Source organism: Croceicoccus hydrothermalis (genome assembly GCF_022378335.1).
Classification (GTDB): domain Bacteria; phylum Pseudomonadota; class Alphaproteobacteria; order Sphingomonadales; family Sphingomonadaceae; genus Croceicoccus; species Croceicoccus hydrothermalis.
Genome location: NZ_JAIQCI010000011.1, coordinates 42,609 through 60,530, shown reverse-complemented (window position 1 = coordinate 60,530; position 17,922 = coordinate 42,609). Strand labels below are relative to the sequence as shown.

The 17,922-nt window shown below is 58.9% G+C and carries 19 protein-coding genes; 9 read left to right on the top strand and 10 right to left on the bottom strand.

Annotated features, from left to right (window positions below):
• Window positions 1–116: 116 nt before the first annotated feature.
• Window positions 117–914, top strand: coding sequence for a hypothetical protein (locus K4G67_RS09010; protein WP_239806049.1), 798 nt, complete (start codon window positions 117–119; stop codon window positions 912–914).
• Between the two features lie 2 nt (window positions 915–916).
• Here the strand turns inward: K4G67_RS09010 and K4G67_RS09005 are convergent, their stop codons facing one another.
• Window positions 917–1,597: a hypothetical protein gene (locus tag K4G67_RS09005; protein WP_239806048.1), complete on the bottom strand. Its 681-nt coding sequence runs from the start codon at window positions 1,595–1,597 to the stop codon at window positions 917–919.
• Between the two features lie 40 nt (window positions 1,598–1,637).
• On the bottom strand, window positions 1,638–1,853 hold the full coding sequence (locus K4G67_RS09000) for a hypothetical protein (RefSeq protein WP_239806047.1): 216 nt from the start codon (window positions 1,851–1,853) through the stop codon (window positions 1,638–1,640).
• Window positions 1,854–2,379: 526 nt separating this feature from the next.
• Between K4G67_RS09000 and K4G67_RS08995 the strand changes: the two genes are divergently transcribed.
• On the top strand, window positions 2,380–4,377 hold the full coding sequence (locus K4G67_RS08995) for a tetratricopeptide repeat protein (RefSeq protein WP_239806046.1): 1,998 nt from the start codon (window positions 2,380–2,382) through the stop codon (window positions 4,375–4,377).
• A 106-nt stretch (window positions 4,378–4,483) separates the two neighbouring features.
• Here the strand turns inward: K4G67_RS08995 and K4G67_RS08990 are convergent, their stop codons facing one another.
• From K4G67_RS08990 to K4G67_RS08965, 6 genes are all read right to left on the bottom strand, one after another.
• Complete coding sequence (locus K4G67_RS08990) at window positions 4,484–5,068, bottom strand: SLOG domain-containing protein (RefSeq protein ID WP_275588808.1); 585 nt, start codon at window positions 5,066–5,068, stop codon at window positions 4,484–4,486.
• Window positions 5,068–6,204: a toll/interleukin-1 receptor domain-containing protein gene (locus K4G67_RS08985; RefSeq protein WP_239806044.1), complete on the bottom strand. Its 1,137-nt coding sequence runs from the start codon at window positions 6,202–6,204 to the stop codon at window positions 5,068–5,070. Before K4G67_RS08985 ends, K4G67_RS08990 begins: the two co-directional genes overlap by 1 nt.
• Before the next feature lie 28 nt (window positions 6,205–6,232).
• Entirely contained in the window at window positions 6,233–6,745 is a 513-nt protein-coding gene (locus tag K4G67_RS08980) for a toll/interleukin-1 receptor domain-containing protein (RefSeq protein ID WP_239806043.1), read from the bottom strand.
• 216 nt (window positions 6,746–6,961) lie between these two features.
• Window positions 6,962–7,450, bottom strand: a complete 489-nt coding sequence (locus K4G67_RS08975) for a TIR domain-containing protein (protein ID WP_239806042.1) — start codon at window positions 7,448–7,450, stop codon at window positions 6,962–6,964.
• A gap of 128 nt (window positions 7,451–7,578) precedes the next feature.
• Entirely contained in the window at window positions 7,579–8,127 is a 549-nt protein-coding gene (locus K4G67_RS08970) for a toll/interleukin-1 receptor domain-containing protein (protein WP_239806041.1), read from the bottom strand.
• A gap of 48 nt (window positions 8,128–8,175) precedes the next feature.
• The gene (locus K4G67_RS08965; RefSeq protein ID WP_239806040.1) at window positions 8,176–8,544 is read right to left on the bottom strand and encodes a hypothetical protein; all 369 of its coding nucleotides are present in this window, start codon (window positions 8,542–8,544) and stop codon (window positions 8,176–8,178) included.
• 21 nt (window positions 8,545–8,565) lie between these two features.
• Between K4G67_RS08965 and K4G67_RS08960 the strand changes: the two genes are divergently transcribed.
• The 6 genes from K4G67_RS08960 to K4G67_RS08935 are packed head-to-tail and all read left to right on the top strand — an operon-like array spanning window position 8,566 to window position 15,651.
• Window positions 8,566–11,346: a class I SAM-dependent DNA methyltransferase gene (locus K4G67_RS08960; RefSeq protein ID WP_239806039.1), complete on the top strand. Its 2,781-nt coding sequence runs from the start codon at window positions 8,566–8,568 to the stop codon at window positions 11,344–11,346.
• A 55-nt stretch (window positions 11,347–11,401) separates the two neighbouring features.
• Entirely contained in the window at window positions 11,402–11,713 is a 312-nt protein-coding gene (locus tag K4G67_RS08955) for a hypothetical protein (RefSeq protein WP_239806038.1), read from the top strand.
• Between the two features lie 48 nt (window positions 11,714–11,761).
• Window positions 11,762–12,073 carry a type II toxin-antitoxin system RelB/DinJ family antitoxin gene (locus tag K4G67_RS08950; RefSeq protein WP_239806037.1) on the top strand — a complete coding sequence of 104 codons (312 nt, stop codon included), beginning with the start codon at window positions 11,762–11,764 and terminating at the stop codon, window positions 12,071–12,073.
• Window positions 12,070–12,396 (top strand): type II toxin-antitoxin system YafQ family toxin, encoded by a 327-nt coding sequence (locus K4G67_RS08945; protein ID WP_239806036.1) that lies wholly within the window; start codon window positions 12,070–12,072, stop codon window positions 12,394–12,396. Before K4G67_RS08950 ends, K4G67_RS08945 begins: the two co-directional genes overlap by 4 nt.
• Complete coding sequence (locus K4G67_RS08940; RefSeq protein WP_239806035.1) at window positions 12,393–14,456, top strand: DEAD/DEAH box helicase; 2,064 nt, start codon at window positions 12,393–12,395, stop codon at window positions 14,454–14,456. The genes K4G67_RS08945 and K4G67_RS08940 overlap by 4 nt, the downstream gene beginning before the upstream one ends.
• Window positions 14,449–15,651, top strand: coding sequence for a GIY-YIG nuclease family protein (locus tag K4G67_RS08935; protein WP_239806034.1), 1,203 nt, complete (start codon window positions 14,449–14,451; stop codon window positions 15,649–15,651). Before K4G67_RS08940 ends, K4G67_RS08935 begins: the two co-directional genes overlap by 8 nt.
• A 182-nt stretch (window positions 15,652–15,833) precedes the next feature.
• On the opposite strand, the gene K4G67_RS08930 is transcribed toward K4G67_RS08935, so the two are convergent.
• Together K4G67_RS08930 and K4G67_RS08925 are read right to left on the bottom strand one after the other, a co-directional pair.
• Window positions 15,834–16,223 (bottom strand): type II toxin-antitoxin system VapC family toxin, encoded by a 390-nt coding sequence (locus K4G67_RS08930; protein WP_239806033.1) that lies wholly within the window; start codon window positions 16,221–16,223, stop codon window positions 15,834–15,836.
• On the bottom strand, window positions 16,220–16,465 hold the full coding sequence (locus K4G67_RS08925; protein ID WP_239806032.1) for an AbrB/MazE/SpoVT family DNA-binding domain-containing protein: 246 nt from the start codon (window positions 16,463–16,465) through the stop codon (window positions 16,220–16,222). The genes K4G67_RS08930 and K4G67_RS08925 overlap by 4 nt, the downstream gene beginning before the upstream one ends.
• Before the next feature lie 245 nt (window positions 16,466–16,710).
• Between K4G67_RS08925 and K4G67_RS08920 the strand changes: the two genes are divergently transcribed.
• Complete coding sequence (locus tag K4G67_RS08920; RefSeq protein ID WP_239806031.1) at window positions 16,711–17,859, top strand: site-specific integrase; 1,149 nt, start codon at window positions 16,711–16,713, stop codon at window positions 17,857–17,859.
• Window positions 17,860–17,922: the final 63 nt, after the last annotated feature.

Sequence of the window (17,922 nt, the reverse complement as noted above, 5' to 3'; positions counted from 1 at the left end):
AATACCACATATCGCTTTTGGGTTCCAGAGAGGGGCGATTGTGGCTATTCGAGCGCGTCTTGGAGACGGATGGGTCGATCCGGGACGAACAGCTGTGTCTGAGGAAGAGGGTCGAAATGGCTAGTGAGCTCGAGGAAGCTTACGTTTCCCTAAGATGGAAGATCCTTTACGGCGAGCTTCCGCCGGGGCACGCGATCACCGTCAAATGCACCGCCGAGAATCACGATCTTGGCGAACGGAAATCCCGCCTGCTGCTTAATGCTCTGGCGGCCGACGGCTACCTTTACAAAACTCGGTTCAGCTTTTCGGTCGCGATGTTCTCGCATGACCAGATCGAAGAGTGGCGTCAGCTGCTTTGCGCCTTCATGGAGATCGGCGCCGGTCGTCTCGTCCTGGAGCCTGCTGAGCGCCTCGAGGCATTCCGCCGGCATGTTGAAGAGACGCTCGGGCAATGGGATATCAAGGAGGAGCGCTTCTATCTGGCGGCACTCACCCTGTGCGCCCTGCTTCTCGGGGGGCAGAAAAGCGCTCTTTCCCGACTGGCCGGACAACTGCTGCCGCAGGTGTTCTTCCGGCTTCTCTGGTTGGCCGATAGTCAGTCACCCGACGGAGGGTTTCTGTTGGAGGCATCAAGAAAGCTGATCGAAGTCGCGCCAAAACGAAGCGTCAAGGAAGCAAAGGCCGCGTGCGGGATCTACTTCGATGGGATAGCCGATTCATTGCACGCGCAGCTGGATTTGCGGAATCAGTCGCCTGACGCCGGAGAGTTCTCGAAAAAGGCGAACCAGTTGATCGAGCCGCGGCTCACGGGGCACGCTAATGTGATCGGCACGCCTATGCACGCCGTACGGCAATTGCTCATTCCGGAGCTTCGGGACGCGCCGCCGGCATCGCTGAATTTCGCCGTGGATTAACGCTAAACTTCGAGGGGCTCTGCGCCTTCCTTATAGGGCATCAGTCGCATGGTGCTGCAGGCTCTGGCGGCTTCGCGCGCTTGATTGGCATCGAGGAGATCGAACATCTGCTCGATGCACTCAGCAATCTCGCTAACCGCGCTGGCCGTTAGCCGATCAGCCCACGCGTAGCAGATAGCCGCCCTGCTGGCGGTCACATATTCGGCGAGAAGTTCCGCGCTGCCTATGCTCGCGACGAATGTCACCAACAGCTTCTGCAGCGAAAGGACTGCAGCAAGCGGAGACTGGCTGTGAGCCAGGCGGGCCAGATCCTTGCGGCGATAGTCGAGCTCGTTGCGCACTTTCGACATGTCGATGAACTGGCTTCGCAGGATGGCGGTCGATTCAAAGCCGGACATCAGATCCAGGCAGGAGCCGAGGCGGGCCTGATCGAAGGATTGCCAGGTAAATGCGTCTATGCTGTTTTCGATGAACCCCGTGAGGCGCAACTGGCGAAAGGCGTAGCCGCCCCATTCGGCTCCCTGACCGGTCAGCTTGCTGATTGACTCGGGGGATGCTTCGCGTCGGTGAAACTCTCCATCTCGAACCACGGACCAGCGCAAAGCTTCCAGGCACTCGTCGGCCGACGGCGCAAGCGCTTCCAGGGCGGCTCTGTATGATGTTCCCACGTGGCTCGTTGACATGCGCACCTTCTAGCGAGAGGCCGAAAATCCTCAACGGCTATCAACGCCGCCAGGGTTCGTCTTTCGTAGGGTCTTCGGGTTCAGAGATGGTAATGCGCTTCCAGCGCCTCGCAACAGTCTCGAAAGGGTCGAATTCGAGTACCCGCTCGCACACAACGTCGATCGACGAAGCATCGGGAGGCAAATCTCCTGTGGCTTCGTATTCATTGATCGCTCGCAAGAGCCGCATCAAATCGCCGTGATAGTCCATGCCCATGGTGCCTCGACGTTTTGCCATCTCAACTGTTAGATAGCTATCGAATCAGTCGCAACTCCTTGTTCTCGTTGGCGAGCCCGTCGTACCTATCATGACCAGTGCTGTGACGATCTTATGACAGCGTTTGGTGGAACCGCAGAAATACGTCAGCACATGATCTGTCTTTTTGGGTTGGACGCTGAATGTCGGCGAATTGATCCCGGAAACCATTTCGATGGGTGCTTTTTGAACAACTGCAACGTCGGACACTCCGGAACGGCTCCTTTCAGGAGCACGGATCAAGATAGCCGACGTTCCGTCCGGCGAACCGGCGCTTCAGCTTTGCGCCCTCATTGCCGCCGTTCCCGCTGCCGCTCGCTTCGCCCGAAAGCAGTCGTTCGCTAAATTGCAATCTGGCGTTAGATGGCGCACCGAGCGCATTCTGCGAGCGGCGGTCGACTGGCTTCGGTCGCGTTTGTGCCAATCATCGCTCCAGTGCATCGGACATCTCGGCAATTCTTCACGGATACGCTAGTTTCCACAATGCATGGACCACTTCGATCAATTTCCCAAGCGAGACGACAACCGCGGCATCGAGGAGCGCGCGGTTGCAGCGTTCAACGCCCTGCTCGCCACCAGCGAAGCGTTCGACCTCCAGGCGTGCGACCGCAGGGATTACGGAACCGACTGTCAGATCGAAGCCGTTGGGTCAGGGGCGGCATCCAATGCACGCGTACATGTTCAGATTAAGGGTACGCGGTGTGAGCTCAACTCGGATGGCTCCGTCAGCGTTCAGGTGGCGCGAACCAACCTGAACTACCTCCTAGTTCAGCCACACAGCATCTACGTCTGTTACCACGAACCCTCTCGCTCATTGCGCGTGAGAACAGTGGAGTCCGTACTTCGGCAGTACGAGCACCACGGACGCGGATGGACCGAACAGGATTCGCTAACCATCACATTCGGTACGGTGCTTACCGCCGAGTGGCTCGGTGAATACTCAGCGCTCGTACGTTCCAGCGCGATCGCCTCGCGTCGCCGCCGCTCGGATCAGATCGGCGCTTCGGCTTCGTTAGTGCCATCGCTGCTTCGGCGCCGCGCCCCCGACATACATGTCCCAGCGGATCGCGGCGCTGCGACGGAGCTCCTCAAACATCTCTACGAAGAGGGCGCCGACGACGCCATAAGCGCAGCCTTCGACCAGTTCGCGGCGGTGCTGGGCCTAGGCTCGGACGCCATGGGGCCAGCGTACATGGCAGAGATCAATTTCGGGATGGATGGCAAGGAAATTGACCGTGACCGGGTCGGGGCAGCCATCAAGCACTTTAGGAACAAGCTCAGGCATGGGCGCTTCGAGCCCGCTAGTCTGAACTATACGATAGGAAACGCCTATTCCGCACTTGGCCGCGAAGTTGAGGCCCGCGCCGCCTACGAGATGGCCCTTTCCGATCCGAAGATTGCGAGGATGACGGACCTAGAGGCGCAGATCGAGAAGAACCTAGGGACGAGCGTCGAGCAGCTGGGAGACGAAGTATCGGCGGCGTCGCACTACCACCGGGCACTGGAGCTGGATCCCGCGCTCCCCGAGGCCCATCACGCCCTAGGCCAGTACCACATCCGCCATGGCAGGTATCAGGAAGCCCTCGACCATTTCGACCAGATTGTTTTCGAGAAGAGGCACCCCAATGCGATGTCGGGCGTCGCTGGCTGGAGGATGAACGCCCTGTTTAACCTGGGCGAGGGACGCGCTGCTTTTCGCGAGATCACCACCATGCTCGGCCGAGCCGAGGACGAAATTTGGATTTGGCCTTGGTGCGCGAGGTTGGTCGCGCTCTTCGGAAGGACCACTGCGGACAATGCGCGGCAGGCCCTAACGTTCTGGCGCCGTTACGTGGCTCGGCATCCCGACCATCCGCGTGCCAGAAGCGAGCTCCTAATGGCAACATTCTACTTGCGCGGTCAGGGTGTGGAGGTTGGCAAAACCTACCATGAATTTCGGCTCGAGTTTGACGAGCACATTGCGAAGGCTGATGATTCCGATGCAGCCTTGCCATGGGACCGGCTAGGGCATTGGGCGCAGGAGGAAGAGGACTGGGACGAAGCGGAGCGGTGCTATCGCCGGGCATATGACCTCGATGGAGGGGAATATGGATACTGCCTAGGCACGGCACTGCTGTTTCTGGGCCGGCCCGAGGAGAGTCTTCCGCTCCTCCTAGACCAAGCTGAACGGATACAGCCGGACGCCTTGAGCTGGGTGCAGGTCGCAAATGCGTACCTTCATATGGACCGATACGACGAGGCCGTCGCTGCCTTCCGCAAGGCGACGGTGATTGATCCGACCGACGGTACCGCGTTCTTCGAACTGGCTGGCGCGCTGTGGAATAAGGGCAAGCGGGATGAGGCCGTCAGCATCTGGTGGGAAGCTCTGGGAAGTTTTCCGCAGCATGAACTTCGCGACCAAGCGCTCGATTGCGTGGCGATCCATTCCGCAAGTGGCGTCTCTACCGTGGGAGCCCCGGCGGATCCGACTAACACTCATTCGTAATTGGGTGTTTAGTCTCGGGTTTCCGCATCGGCATGTCACCGCAGGACGACCGGCTTCCCGTATCCTGATCATCAATGAACGGGCTCGTGAGACCCCGTCCCCTAGACTAGCTGGTCGACAGAGCCAATAGACTGCGGAAAAGTGTCGGATAGGTGAAGCTCGTTTCCAGCTCGGGGGGGAGGTTGAGCGCTTCGGCATGTCGCTCATACAGAAGCTTGGCCGCCGCTCCAGTCGAGGCGATCGGAAAGACGGGTGCGTTTGGATGATACTCGCGAAAAAGATCGAACTCGACCTCAATCCCTTCCATGCCGCCGATGAAGACGGCCGCGTCAAACGGCGCGGAGCCTAACATGTGACGACGCATGACGGAGATGCTCTCATCGAGCGTCGCCCCCTTCTCAGTCAGCGCATATTCCTCGAAAGCCGCGTTATCGTCGGGCAAGACGTCGGAGAACCATGCCGATTGGAATAGGCGGACGTGCGGGCCGCCCGTGATACCGACACTCTCCGCTACGACGCGGATCAACGGCGTGATCGAGGGATGCCCTCCCCAGAACAGACAGGCGCTGGGCAAGGCAACGGTCGCGAGCGCTCGCACGGAATCGCGGATCGCGATGACGTCCATCGTTTCATAATAGCGTGGATGCCGGGTGGGATTTGGGATGCTTGCTGACAGAAAGATCGAACGCATCACACTCTCCCCAGCTTGGCGGCGGTATCTGTCACTCGCAGGCCTTTAACTGGCAAGAAGTCGTCGAGCCAGTCGAGGAAGCTCATCCATTGGGGCAGCATTCCGCGATGATCATAAATCAGGCGCGCTTCGGTGGCGCCATGATCGCCGACCGGAAAGCGTGAACTGGCCTCATGATAGCGTTGCGCGTCCGGGACGCCGACTGCGGGGATCGCAGCGATCCGGCGGCCGTCAGGCATCTCCGCCAAAACAAACCGCTCAGGCTGGACGAGCGGATTGCCGCCGATCCGGCGAACTTCCTCACAAAACTCGCCAATAAGGCTGGCATGGCGCGCGGCCAGGCAGCGTGCGCGCAGTTTTTCGGTCGCTGAAACGATCCTTACAAGGGTCTCACTCTTCAGCTGCTTACCGTCGAAATCGGCGTCCTCAAGCTGAAACGGCACCGCGAGGCTGGCGAAGGGTTCGCTTTGGACCCCAGGCCACAGGACCTGCAGCATTCCGACTGCCATCGCGGATGCGTTGGCAATTTCCAGCTTGGTGTATTTGCTGGCTAGGAAGTTCTCGGTCCCCAGCACCACTACCACGTCGCTGTCGAGCAGTCGGTGCCACAGCACATCCTGGAACGGATCGCCCTTCGGCACCGAATTCGTGTCGAGAAAGGCGTCATAGCCCTGTGCGTCGAAAGCGATACGCAGCTGCTGCGCCACCGGCGTCGATTCAACGCGGCGATAGCTCAAGAAAAGGCGACGAGCCTTGCGAAGCAGCCCGAGATTTTCGAGCACCACATTGACGATCGCGGCGAAATCCGGGGCCGCTGCATCAACGGCGCTCCCGTTGATGGGTTTGAGCGCCGGCGGAACTTGGCTGCTATAGTGTTCGAGATCGAATACGACCGGCACCACCGGGATGCTGGCTGCGATCATTGCCTCGATGTCTTCCTCGTCTGTTACGGTATCCCCGCCTACATAAACGATGACCGAGGGCCACCGGGCGGAGGGCTGCTCGCCCGGCCCGAAGAAACTGAGTGCTTCTGCAAGGTCATCGCCAATCTCGGTCACGCGCGCGCGTACCGCGGCTTCGATCTGTGCGCCGAATGGTTTTATGCCGGCTCCGAGCAAGCCGATCTGGTAGGTCACGCTCTCCATCGATAATCTCCGGCACATATCAACGTCCCGGCCCGAAATCGGGGCGCAACTTATCCGGGCTCTTCAACCAGGCGTTGAACGAGAGATAGTCGCCGCTCTCCGTCCGGCGAGCGCGATTAACGTGCAGTGACGGCGTGCCCGTCACATTGACGACATCGACCTTCGGATAGATTTGCAGAAATTCCTCCCGTTCAAAGTCGAGGCGGCCATCGTCCGGAATGACGGGCAGGATGGCCACATTCCCCTTCAGACCGTCGAAAAAACCCAGCTCCCATGGCATCCAGCGCGATACCCGCGAATGCCCGGTGTGAAGATAGAGCAGGCTCTCGCTCTCCCGCATGCGCTTGCGCAAAACTTCCGCCGTCTTGCCGGACACCTGCGACCGATCAAGCGCTGGGTCGTCGATCCAATCGATGTAGACGATCCGCCCCGTCGCCTCGAGAATCTCCTTAAGGCCCAGAACCAATTCGGCGTCACGGACGGCGTGCGAAAGGAAGATGTCGAAGCGAGACCGTATGATCTGCGGCAGCATCTTGAACGCCAACGCCGTTTCCGCATCGCCCCATCCCAGCGCGCTCGCGATGCCCTGCTGCCTTACGGTCGCCTCTTTGAGATACATACCGAATCAGCGCGAACAAATGAGGCGGAGCCGGTTCACCCGACTGCAGGTTTTAAACGAAGCTTCTCCCTTTCGATCTGTTCCACCAGTCGCGCGGCGCGTGCTTCCGTCGGGCGCGATCATTATGCCTCAGCGCTTCGCGGCAGCAGCGGCGGCTTCGATCCAAGTCGGCATATTATGATAGCCGTCGTCCCGCACCCAGTCGTAGCTCTTGTATAGCTCGGTAAAATAAACTTTTCGGCCGCCGCGCTCGATATTCCAATAGCCGAGCGGATTGGCGCCCTGCACATCGACGCCTGCCTGCGGATCGCGGATGCTGTGGATGTCGATTGCGAGTATACCTTTGCCGAGCTCATAGCTGCGCTTGATCTCGTGACGTACCCACTCTCGATCATAGGTTTTCGCGCCGTAAAGGACGACCGTCACCGACGTACCTTTTAGCTGATCCTCGATCCATTTCTCGATGCCGCCCGCACGCTTCTTCGCTTCTTCGAAGGCCGCAGCGTCGTAAAAGGGTTGGGCTTCGCCGCCGGGCCGAACGACCCAAGACTGGCGAACCTGCTGAATGCGCCGGACGTCTCGTTCATAATGAAAACTGAAGAATACACGTCTTGCCATCAATCACCCTCACCCTGATCTGTTCATCCGCCACATTCGACACGAGAGTTCGTCTCTTCCGTTACGTAGCGGTGCAGATATCAACCTTTGCAGAGCCGCGTGCTGTTTGGGAAGGGGCAAAAAGCCGCTCACCCCAACCAGCTGCTAAGTTTGACAGCGGTGTTACGCTTCCAGTCGTGAACCATCCACAGTGGATCCTTTTCGCCTTGCATCTTGCCCCAGACGATACGGCGATAAAGACCCAGATACTCCCAGCTCGCCCATGTGGTGTCGTTCGCACTTTCGGCAGCTGGGAAGAGCGCGATGCGCTCCATTCCCTTATAGCCGTCGGCGATGCTGAGCTCCCAAGGTACCCATTTGCTCTCCTTGCTGTTCGCGCTGGCCAGCAGGACAAATTTCCGGGTCTGCTGGATTCGTTGTTTGAGAAGATTGGCTGTCTCCTCATTCGTATAGGGCGGCATCGCGGGATCCACCTCGTCAGTGTAAACGGTCGCGCCATGCCCTTCGAGCACTCGCGTCGCGCCAACTACAAGGGCATCGTCTTTGCTCGAATGCGATAGGAAGGTTGCGCCAGAAAGGGATCGTGACGCCAAAGATTTGCGAAGGGTTGCCTGCTCTGTGACAGTCAATTTGGCCGCGAAGTTGCGCAACTCGGCCTTCGTTACAAACTCGACCATCTCTGCTCCTTGTTATGATCGTAACAATCTCCCCCCGCCGAGTCGCTGTCAAAGATGACCGTAGCGCGCGCATAGTCGCACGTGAGCGAGGTCGTGTTCGTCAGGGCGGCCGACAGCACGAATTTGATCGATGGCATGCCGCGCTCCATTGTCGCGTGCGCCAGTATAGATCGAATAGAGCGGATAGAACTGTTCCTGTCGATCTTCGTCGCTACGATCGCTATGTTGGCGGTTCAGGCAATAGGCCGTGCGATGCATACCGACGAGACTCGACCAAGGTGCGTCGTTCGCCGGCCAGGCTTTGAACGGCAGCTTCTGCCCTATCTGCCATTCACTCAGCGCGAAGCCATTCGGCAGCCCGAAAGCAGATAAACCTCGAGGGCTGCCACCTTCAATAGGTTGTTGCGGATCGCGCACCCGCCCGCCTAATGTCGCGCTATGAATGCAGTCGAGATCGAAGAAGCCATTTCAGAACTGGCCGCCCAGCCATTTGACCGGGCGGAGTTTCCATTCGCGTTTCTCGAAGCGTTCGGGCGCAAGGCGAATACGCTGAAGCAATTGCGGGTTGGGACAACCAATGCCTCGGACGTTCCCGGCGGCGTCCTCCAGCGCAACAATATCCATATCGCCACTTGCGATCCGGGCACGGTCGACGAGACGCTGAAGGCCCTGCGTGAGAGCCCCAAGACTGGCGTGGCGAAAGCCAAGTTCATCCTGGCCACTGACGGCGTCGACCTGCAGGCGGAGGATTTGATCAACGACGAATCCGTCGCCTCCACCTACAGCGATTTCCCGAACCACTTCGGCGCATTCCTGCCGCTCGCGGGCATTACCACCGTCAAGCAAATCCGCGAGAACAGCTTCGACATTCGCGCGACCAGCAAGCTCAACAAGCTCTATGTCGAGCTGCTGAGAGAGAACTCCGACTGGGCCGCGGCGGAGCGCCGGCCTGATATGAACCACTTCATGGCCCGGCTGATCTTCTGCTTCTTCGCGGAGGATACCGACATCTTCAACGGAGAGGGCCTGTTCACCTCTACGGTCGAGCGATTCAGCGACCGGGACAGTTGCAACACGCACGAGATCATCTCCAACATCTTTCGCGCGATGGACACGCCCACGCGGCACGAAGGCAAGCTGGACGATCGCTATCGCAAGGCGGTGAACATCCCGCCCCACGCCGATGCCTTTCCCTATGTCAACGGCGCGCTGTTTTCAGGCAGTGTGGAGGTTCCGCGCTTCAGCCGCATGGCGCGCAGCTACCTGCTGCATATCGGCGGGCTGAACTGGAAACAGATCAACCCCGATATCTTCGGTAGCATGATCCAGGCGGTCGCCGATGATGAGGAGCGCGGAGCGCTCGGCATGCACTACACCAGCGTGCCGAACATTCTGAAGGTGCTGAACCCGCTGTTCCTGGATGACCTTCGCCAGCAGCTGGAGGAAGCAGGCGACAATGGCCGCAAGCTGGTAAACCTGCGCAACCGAATGGCAAAGATCAGGGTGTTCGATCCAGCTTGTGGGTCGGGCAACTTTCTCGTCATCGCTTACAAGCAGATGCGCGGATTTGAGGCCGAGATAAACAAGCGGCGCGGCGAGAGCGAGCGCGACAGCGACATTCCGCTCACCAACTTTCGCGGCATCGAATTGCGCGACTTTCCGGCAGAGATTGCACGCCTCGCGCTGATCATCGCCGAGTTTCAGTGTGACGTGCTTTATCGCGGGCAGAAGGAGGCTCTCGCCGACTTCCTGCCGCTCGATAGCCAGAACTGGATCACCTGCGGCAATGCGCTTCGGATGGACTGGCTGAGTCTCTGCCCGCCTACTGGAACGGGGGTAAAGGTAAGAGGCGATGATCTGTTTGAAAGGCCCTTGGAGCAAGCCGAGATCGATTTCGAAAATGCGGGCGGCGAAACGTATATCTGCGGAAATCCGCCATACAGCGGCCAGTCCGAAATGAGCGAGCGCGAGAAGCTCGATCTCGCCGGGGTATTTGAATCATCAACCGCAAGTTGGAAGTCGTTAGATTACGTCTTGGGCTGGGTTGCCAAAGCGATCCCGCTTTGCCGTGACGCGGCGACTGACTGCGCCTTCGTGGCTACCAATTCGATCTGCCAAGGACAGCAGGTTGATGCGTTTTGGCGCGCGGCTTTGAAGACTGGGGTAAGGATTCACTTCGCCCGAACTTCCTTCAAATGGAAGAATCTGGCCACCAACAATGCTGGCGTGACGGTAGTTGTAGTCGGCCTGACTGTGAAAAAGGGAGACACCAAACTCTTCGATGAGACTGATCCAGACAATCCGCTAGAAAGACGTGTCGACGTCATCGGCCCTTACCTAGTGCCAAACTCTACAACAATCGTGAAGAAAGTTTCGAAGCCGTTGAATGGTCTCACACCGATGGATTATGGAAGCAAGCCCGCTGATGGTGGCGGCTTGGTTCTCAAATCGCATGAGTTCAGAGACGTTGCGAAGGGCACGGGGAAAGATTATCTCAAGCCGTATCTCGGAAGCGATGAATATATTGATGGCAAGTTCCGCTACTGCCTCTGGATTACCGACCGTGATGTAGAGAAGGCATCGAATATAGAATTCATTGCGAGCCGCCTTGAGAATGTTCGAGCATTTAGGAACAAGAGTACAAAGGCCAAGACCAAAGAACAAGCATCTACGCCGCATGCTTTCGCGGAAATCCGGCATGGAAAAGGCGGCACTGAAGTGCCGTTGATCATCCCCATACACACAAGCGAGAATCGGGATGTTCTGCCAGTAGGCGCGCTTTCGAGAGGCGCGGTTGTATCAAACGCGGCGTTTGGACTGTATGACGCGCCTCTTTGGCACCTTTCGCTTATTGCTTCGCACCTGCATCTGGTCTGGATCGCCACCGTCTGCGGCAAGCTCGAAACCCGATATCGCTACTCTAATACCCTAGGTTGGAACACGTTTCCCTTGCCTACCACTGGTCTGAAGGCACAACACAAAGCTGATCTGACCCGCTGCGCCGAGGACATCCTCCTCGCCCGCGAGGCGCATTTTCCCAAAACCATTGCTGAACTCTACGATCCGGAGAAGATGCCCGAAAACCTCCGCCACACGCACGATCGCAACGACGAGGTCCTGGAACGCATCTACATCGGACGCCGCTTCAAAAACGACACCGAACGCCTCGAAAAACTGTTCGAACTCTACACCAAAATGACCAGCGCAAAGGCGGCATAAGCCTAGACCAGACCGCGGAGGGAAGATGAAGTTAGTAAGAATCCGGTTCGACCAAGTGAACCATGACGAGCCGTCGCCACTAGTCGTCACTGTCCCACTCAATGACGATAAGACAATTTCCCACGCCATCCCCCATTCCGGATGGTGGGGAATCCCGAAGGGCAACAACTGGTGTCGCCCTGTGATTTTCAAGCCAGACGGTTCGGTGGACTTCGGCGGCGACCCGGAGGACAGCCACGCGGAACGCTATGGAGAAATGCAGATTTTTGACCGGGCCATTGAAGTCGGCGAACGTTTCTACATGAAGGATTTGGAAGACGGATCGTCCTCAGAATTCGTGGTTCGAGAGCTCATTGAACTCGATTGACCAATGCACCCTTCTTGGTTATCTCTCATTTGAGATACAGGAGGTGTTATGAATGCTCATAGCTCGATGATTCATGTCCGAATGGACAATGATCTGAAAGAACGTGCAACCGAGGCGCTGGCGGCAATGGGGCTGTCGACCGCCGATGCCGTGCGCCTGCTGTTCCATCGCATCGCCACCGATCAGGCTTTTCCGCTGGAGCTCAAGGTTCCCAATGCGGAAACCCGCGCGGCGATGGAAGAGGCGGATGAGTTCTTCAAAAATGGCGGCACGCCTCGGTTCGACAAGGCAGAAGACATGTTTGCCGAGCTCGAGGAAGAGAGCAAAGCCCTGCGTGAGGCCGGAAAACCGAAGTCTTGAGAAAACCAGTTGCGAGCAAGCGCACCGCGCTGCCCCGGACGATTGGCTATGCGAAGTCATTCCTGAAGGACTTCGAGCGGCTGTCGCGTTCGGGCCGATACGATATGAAAAGGCTCAAGCAGGTCATGCTGATGCTTATCGCCAATGACGCACCTCTTGGCCCCGAATGGAAAGACCACGCACTCAAGGGTGAATGGCAGGGTCACCGCGAATGCCATGTCGGTGGCGATTTCCTGCTCATCTATCGTGTGGAAGACATTCCGGCACCCGGCGGCGGCATATTCTTCACCCGCGCCGGAACACACAGCGAGCTTTTCAAATGAGCGCCAAGGATCAAATCATTCCCGCCGTATCGTTCACGACCGCCCGGACCGGCGTGTCGGCCAAGTCGGACGAGCTGGGCATGCGCCCTATGCAGGCGCAAGCCTATGAGAAGCGCGGTGAGCAATATCTGCTGATCAAGTCCCCGCCCGCCTCGGGCAAATCACGTGCGCTCATGTTCATCGCGCTCGACAAGCTGGCCAACCAGAATGTCCGGCAGGCCATCATCTGCGTGCCCGAACGCTCGATCGGCGCGAGTTTCAGCAGCGAACCATTGAGCAAGTACGGATTCTTCACCGACTGGAACGTCGCCCCGCAATGGAACCTGTGCAACACGCCGGGTGCCGATGATCCCAAGGTCGCGAAGTCCAAGGTGAAGGCGGTCGGCGAATTCCTTGCGAGCGATGAAAAGGTGCTCGTCTGCACACACGCCACGTTCCGCTTCGCTTTCGACGAGCTTGGACCGGAAGCATTCGACGACCGCCTGGTCGCAATCGACGAATTCCACCATGTCTCCGCTGATGCCGGCAACCGCCTCGGCGCGCAGCTCGCGCAGCTGATCGGGCGCGACATGGCGCATGTCGTGGCGATGACGGGCAGCTATTTCCGTGGCGATGCCATTCCGGTGCTTGCGCCCGAAGACGAAGCCAAGTTCGAGACGGTTACCTACACCTACTACCAGCAGCTCAATGGCTACGAGTATCTCAAGACGCTCGATATCGGCTACAGCTTCTACACCGGGCCTTACACCGAGAAGATTTCAGCGCTGCTCGATCCGACGGTGAAAACCATCGTCCACATCCCATCGGTCAATTCGCGCGAGAGCCTGAAAGACAAGCATCGCGAAGCCGAGGATATCATGAACCACCTCGGCGACTGGCAGGGCATTGATCCCGAGACAGGGTTCCACCTCATCAGAACGGCTGCCGGGAACGTGATCAAAGTGGCCGACCTCGTCGACGACGATTCCGCCAAGCGCGACCGCGTCGCCGCAGCCCTGAAATCGCCCGATGCGCGATCGGATCGCGACTTCATCGACATCATCATCGCGCTGGGTATGGCGAAAGAAGGCTTCGACTGGATCTGGTGCGAACACGCGCTGACGGTCGGCTATCGCTCCAGCCTGACTGAAATCATCCAGATCATTGGCCGGGCAACCCGTGATGCGCCGGGCAAGACCCGCGCTCGCTTTACCAATCTGATCGCCGAACCGGCTGCGGACAGCCTGCTCGTAGTCGACGCGATCAACGATTACCTCAAGGCGATTGCGGCGAGCTTGCTCATGGAGCAGGTGCTCGCACCCCGCTTCGACTTCACCCCAAAGGACGCGGGTCCGAAACCGGACTTCGACTACGGGCCGGGTGGATACAAGGAAGGTGAAACCAATTTTGGCGTGAACGATCACGGCCAGATGCATTTCGAGATCAAGGGTCTCAAACTGCCAAAGAGCGTCGAGGCAACGCGTATCTGCCGTGAGGATCTCAACGAGGTCATTGCGACCTTTGTGCAGGACAAGGCAGTGGTCGAACGCGGCGTATTCGACCCCGATGTGGTTCCAGAAGAGCTGACCCAACTCAAGATGGGCAAGATCATTCGGGAAAAGTACCCCGAGCTGAGCGAACACGATCAGGAAGCGGTCCGCCAACAGGCGGTTGCAGCGATGACGTTGACCCAGCAAGCCAAAGCTGTCCTGACAAGCGATGGTGACGGCGAGATCAAAGCAAATACCGCCTTCATAGAAGGCGTGCGCAGGTTCGCGCTCAGCGTGACGGAGCTCGACATCGATCTCATCGACCGGGTCAATCCTTTCGAGGCAACGATTGCTGTTTTGGCTAAGTCCATGGATGCAAAGACCCTGTTGCAGGTTCAGGCGGTCATCAACGCAAAGAAGGACAAACTGACCTATGAAGAAGCACGCGCACTTGCCGAGCGCGCGCTGGAATTCAAGCGGGAGCGCGGACGGCTGCCGTCGCTAACTTCTCAAGATGCTTGGGAACGCAAGATGGCCGAGGGCATCGCTTTCCTCCAACGCCACGCCACCAAAGAGGCCAGCAATGGCTGAATTGAGTGACCTCGAACTGCTGGCCGAGCTTGGTGTCGAAACAGCACCCGAGCCAGTTCGAAAGCTGACCCCGCTTCAGGAACGCATCATAGCGGGATTCGAGGACATACAGAGTTTCGTCAAAGAGCATGGACGCCTCCCCAGGCACGGGGAGAATCATGACATCTTCGAGCGCCTCTATGCTGTCCGCCTTGAGAGGCTTCGCGCGCTTCCCGAAGCGCAAGAGCTCCTGGCGAGCATGGACCCGGACAGCATTCTGGATGCAGCCGAGCCGTTAGGGAAACCATCGGGCGAACTCGACGACACTGCACTTTTGGCAGAGCTCGGCATCCAACCGGGCTCGGAAGATGACATTACAAAGCTGCGGCATGTGAGTTCTCGGGCCGAGAAGAGAGCGGCTGAAGAGATCGCCAACCGTGAGAGGTGCGAGGATTTCGAAGACTTCAAGCCGCTGTTCGACGCGGTGCAGGTCGATCTGAAGGCCGGTAGCAGGCAAGCCAAGGCGCTCGGCAATTCCGAGGTTACACTGGCCGAAATCCAGCCGGGGAACTTCTTCATCGTCGGCGGACAACTCGCTTACATCGCCGCCTCGACCGAGGCCTTCACGACCCAGTATGAGCGGGCCGATCGCCGTGTGCGTGTGATCTATGACAACGCAACTGAGGCGACGGTCCTATCACGTTCATTCCAGAAGTCGCTCTATCGGGACGAGACCGCTAGGCGCGTGAGCGAGCAAAGCGCAGGTCCGCTCTTCGGAGACATCGCGGAGCCCGACGATCTGGAGAGCGGCACCATCTATGTACTCCGCAGCAAATCATCGCATCCCTACGTCGACGAGCATCGCGACCTGATCCATAAGATCGGTGTGACAGGACAACCGGTTATCAGCCGGATTGCCAACGCGCGAAACGATCCGACTTTCCTGCTCGCGGATGTCGAGGTCGTTGCTGAATACAAACTCTACAACATCAATCGAATTAAGCTGGAACGGCTGATCCATCGCGCGCTCGGGCCTGCCCGCCTTGATCTATCAGCGGGTGACCGGTTCGGCAAAATCGTGCAGCCACGCGAATGGTTCCTTGCCCCGCTTTCAATCATCAACGAGCTGGTCTCGCGGATCGGCGACGGCACCATTACACAGCGCGTGTATGATCCAGCGCTGGCTAAGTTCGTCATCAGACCTTGCTCGAACTAGACGGATAGACTTCCGGCTACTTGCCAAGACCTGACGTTAGACATCTCGTCATGAACGTCAGGTTTGTCGCAATGCCATTCGATCAAAAACGTGGTCACTGATGTGACTGTACGGCGGCTTTTGGCAAGGTGTTTCGGACCTCCGAACGTCGGATATTCAGGTCTTCCTCTCAGCCGATCCGCTCACCGCACCTGGACGACCTTAACCCCCGCCGCTTCCGCGACGATATCCCAATTCCTGTCGCAGGTCCACGCTGGCAGGCCGTCTCTTTGTGCCAGTGCCAGACAGTAGCAGTCGCCCAGCGACAGCCCTGCTTCTGACGTCACACTTCTCAGGTTGCTGGCAATCCGCGAGAGTGAACGGTCGGCCGGGACGATTTCGATGGGCAGCGGATCGAGCATTGCGTCGATGTCAGCGTCCGGCATTCCCAGGAAGGCAAAGTGGCTGACCACTTCGGCATAGTTGACCGCGCACAGCCGGGCCGAGGCAATAGCCTTGGCCACTTTGGCCGCGCCGCGCTCTTGCTTGAGCATCGCGATCAGCGCGGAGGCGTCGAGCGCAAACGGATTCATGCGCCGCTATCCTCCTGGCGCCGGGCGAGAAATCCCGCAACGCCGCTGTCCGGCTGTCCGCTAGTGTACTTTTTCGCCAATCCCTGCGCGTGGGCGACCGATTGCGCCGCGGTGCGCAGCACCAGGCCGTCCTGCGTCTCCTCGATAAATACCGCGCCGCCGTCGGAAAGCCCGAGGCGCTTGCGAATGTCAGCCGGCAGGCTCATGCGCCCGTTCGCCGCTATCAAGACCTGGATTAACATGTTTGACCTCGCTAGATTTGCGATGCTTCCTGCTGCATTTCTGACATGTATGCGAAAGACGGCAAAACATCCAGCTTATGGCATCGCCTCCATTTCGCGACACATCACAGCGCCTCTGGCACACCGCCTTTCTAGCGATAAGGCTGATTCCCGCTAAAAACAATCTGGCCAGCAAGAGGGCGGTCCGCTACCTGTCCGTTCTCCTTAAACACCGACGAAGGAATCGCAGAATACCGCCGGACTAAATGCCGGATGATTTCCTTAAAGATCGGACAGGCGAGGATAGCGCGATGGATCCCGACGGCAATCCTCCACCCGAGGATGATGAACCAGGCGCCGCGGCCGCGGCCAGCAGTCCGGGCGATCTCGATGCGATCGTCGCCGGCGCGCTGGTCGCGCTCGACGGAGTGACGGCGCTAGAACCGTATCTGCCGCAGCTCGAGCCCGACGATAAAGAGCGGGTCGATCGCTATGTCAGCCGCGCCTCAGCCGAGACTACGTTGCGCGCCTATCGCTCGGACTGGACGCTGTTCGTCGAATGGTGCGCCGAACGGCGCTACAATCCGTTGCCGGCGAGCCCGCAGGTCGCGGCCGCCTTCCTCACCGACATCGCCGAGAACGGCACGCGCCATTCCAAGGGCAAGCCGCTCTCGAAAGCCTCGATCGGCCGCCGCCTGGCGGCGATCGTGTTCGCCCATCGTGCCGCCGGCGCCGAACCGCCGACTTCGCAGCCCGATGCCGCACGGCTCGAGAAAGCGATGCGCGCGATCCGCAGGGATAAGAAGGACGAGGAACCGGTCAAGAAGCGCGCCGCCGATGGCGACGTGCTGCGCGACATGCTGCGCGCAATCGCGGGCGAGGAGCTGCGCCATTATCGCGATCGCGCTTTGCTGGCGATCGGCATGGCCGGCGCGCTGCGCCGCTCCGAACTGGTCACCATCACCGTCGAACGCGTGGCGGAGGAGCCGCGTGGTTTGCTCATCCGCATCCCCTCGTCCAAGACCGACCAGGAGGGCAAGGGTCAGAAGGTCGCGATCCTCGACGGCCGGCGGCTCGAACCGGTCCGCCATTATAAGGCCTGGCTCGAAAAGGCCGCGATCACTTCGGGGCCGGTGTTCCGCAAGCTGACCCCGCAAGGCCGGCTGACCGAGAAGGCGATGAGCGCGCAAGGCGTGGCGCTGGTGGTCAAAGCGGCGGCTGCTGCTGCCGGCTATCCGCCCGAAATGTTCTCCGGCCATTCGCTGCGCGCCGGATTCCTGACCGAAGCAGGGCGGCAGAACGCCAATCTGTTCAAGATGAAGGAGCACAGCCGACACGCCTCGATCGACATGGTGGCTGAATATGTGCGCGATCACGAGCGGTTTAGGGAACACGCCGGCGAAGGTTTTCTCTAGGCACGCCCAGAGGCGGGTTTGGCCAAAAGTTCGGATCAATTCAGTCTTCATCGAGCGTGCGAA

Coding starts and splice junctions, on each gene's coding strand:
- K4G67_RS09000 (WP_239806047.1), bottom strand. CDS start 1,853: ATGGGCATGGACTATCACGGCGATTTGATGCGGCTCTTGCGAGCGATC.
- K4G67_RS09005 (WP_239806048.1), bottom strand. CDS start 1,597: ATGTCAACGAGCCACGTGGGAACATCATACAGAGCCGCCCTGGAAGCG.
- K4G67_RS08960 (WP_239806039.1), top strand. CDS start 8,566: ATGAATGCAGTCGAGATCGAAGAAGCCATTTCAGAACTGGCCGCCCAG.
- K4G67_RS08920 (WP_239806031.1), top strand. CDS start 16,711: ATGCCGGATGATTTCCTTAAAGATCGGACAGGCGAGGATAGCGCGATG.
- K4G67_RS08970 (WP_239806041.1), bottom strand. CDS start 8,127: ATGGTCGAGTTTGTAACGAAGGCCGAGTTGCGCAACTTCGCGGCCAAA.
- K4G67_RS08940 (WP_239806035.1), top strand. CDS start 12,393: ATGAGCGCCAAGGATCAAATCATTCCCGCCGTATCGTTCACGACCGCC.
- K4G67_RS09010 (WP_239806049.1), top strand. CDS start 117: ATGGCTAGTGAGCTCGAGGAAGCTTACGTTTCCCTAAGATGGAAGATC.
- K4G67_RS08930 (WP_239806033.1), bottom strand. CDS start 16,223: ATGAATCCGTTTGCGCTCGACGCCTCCGCGCTGATCGCGATGCTCAAG.
- K4G67_RS08980 (WP_239806043.1), bottom strand. CDS start 6,745: ATGCTGCCGCAGATCATACGGTCTCGCTTCGACATCTTCCTTTCGCAC.
- K4G67_RS08935 (WP_239806034.1), top strand. CDS start 14,449: ATGGCTGAATTGAGTGACCTCGAACTGCTGGCCGAGCTTGGTGTCGAA.
- K4G67_RS08995 (WP_239806046.1), top strand. CDS start 2,380: ATGGACCACTTCGATCAATTTCCCAAGCGAGACGACAACCGCGGCATC.
- K4G67_RS08950 (WP_239806037.1), top strand. CDS start 11,762: ATGAATGCTCATAGCTCGATGATTCATGTCCGAATGGACAATGATCTG.
- K4G67_RS08990 (WP_275588808.1), bottom strand. CDS start 5,068: ATGCGTTCGATCTTTCTGTCAGCAAGCATCCCAAATCCCACCCGGCAT.
- K4G67_RS08975 (WP_239806042.1), bottom strand. CDS start 7,450: ATGGCAAGACGTGTATTCTTCAGTTTTCATTATGAACGAGACGTCCGG.
- K4G67_RS08925 (WP_239806032.1), bottom strand. CDS start 16,465: ATGTTAATCCAGGTCTTGATAGCGGCGAACGGGCGCATGAGCCTGCCG.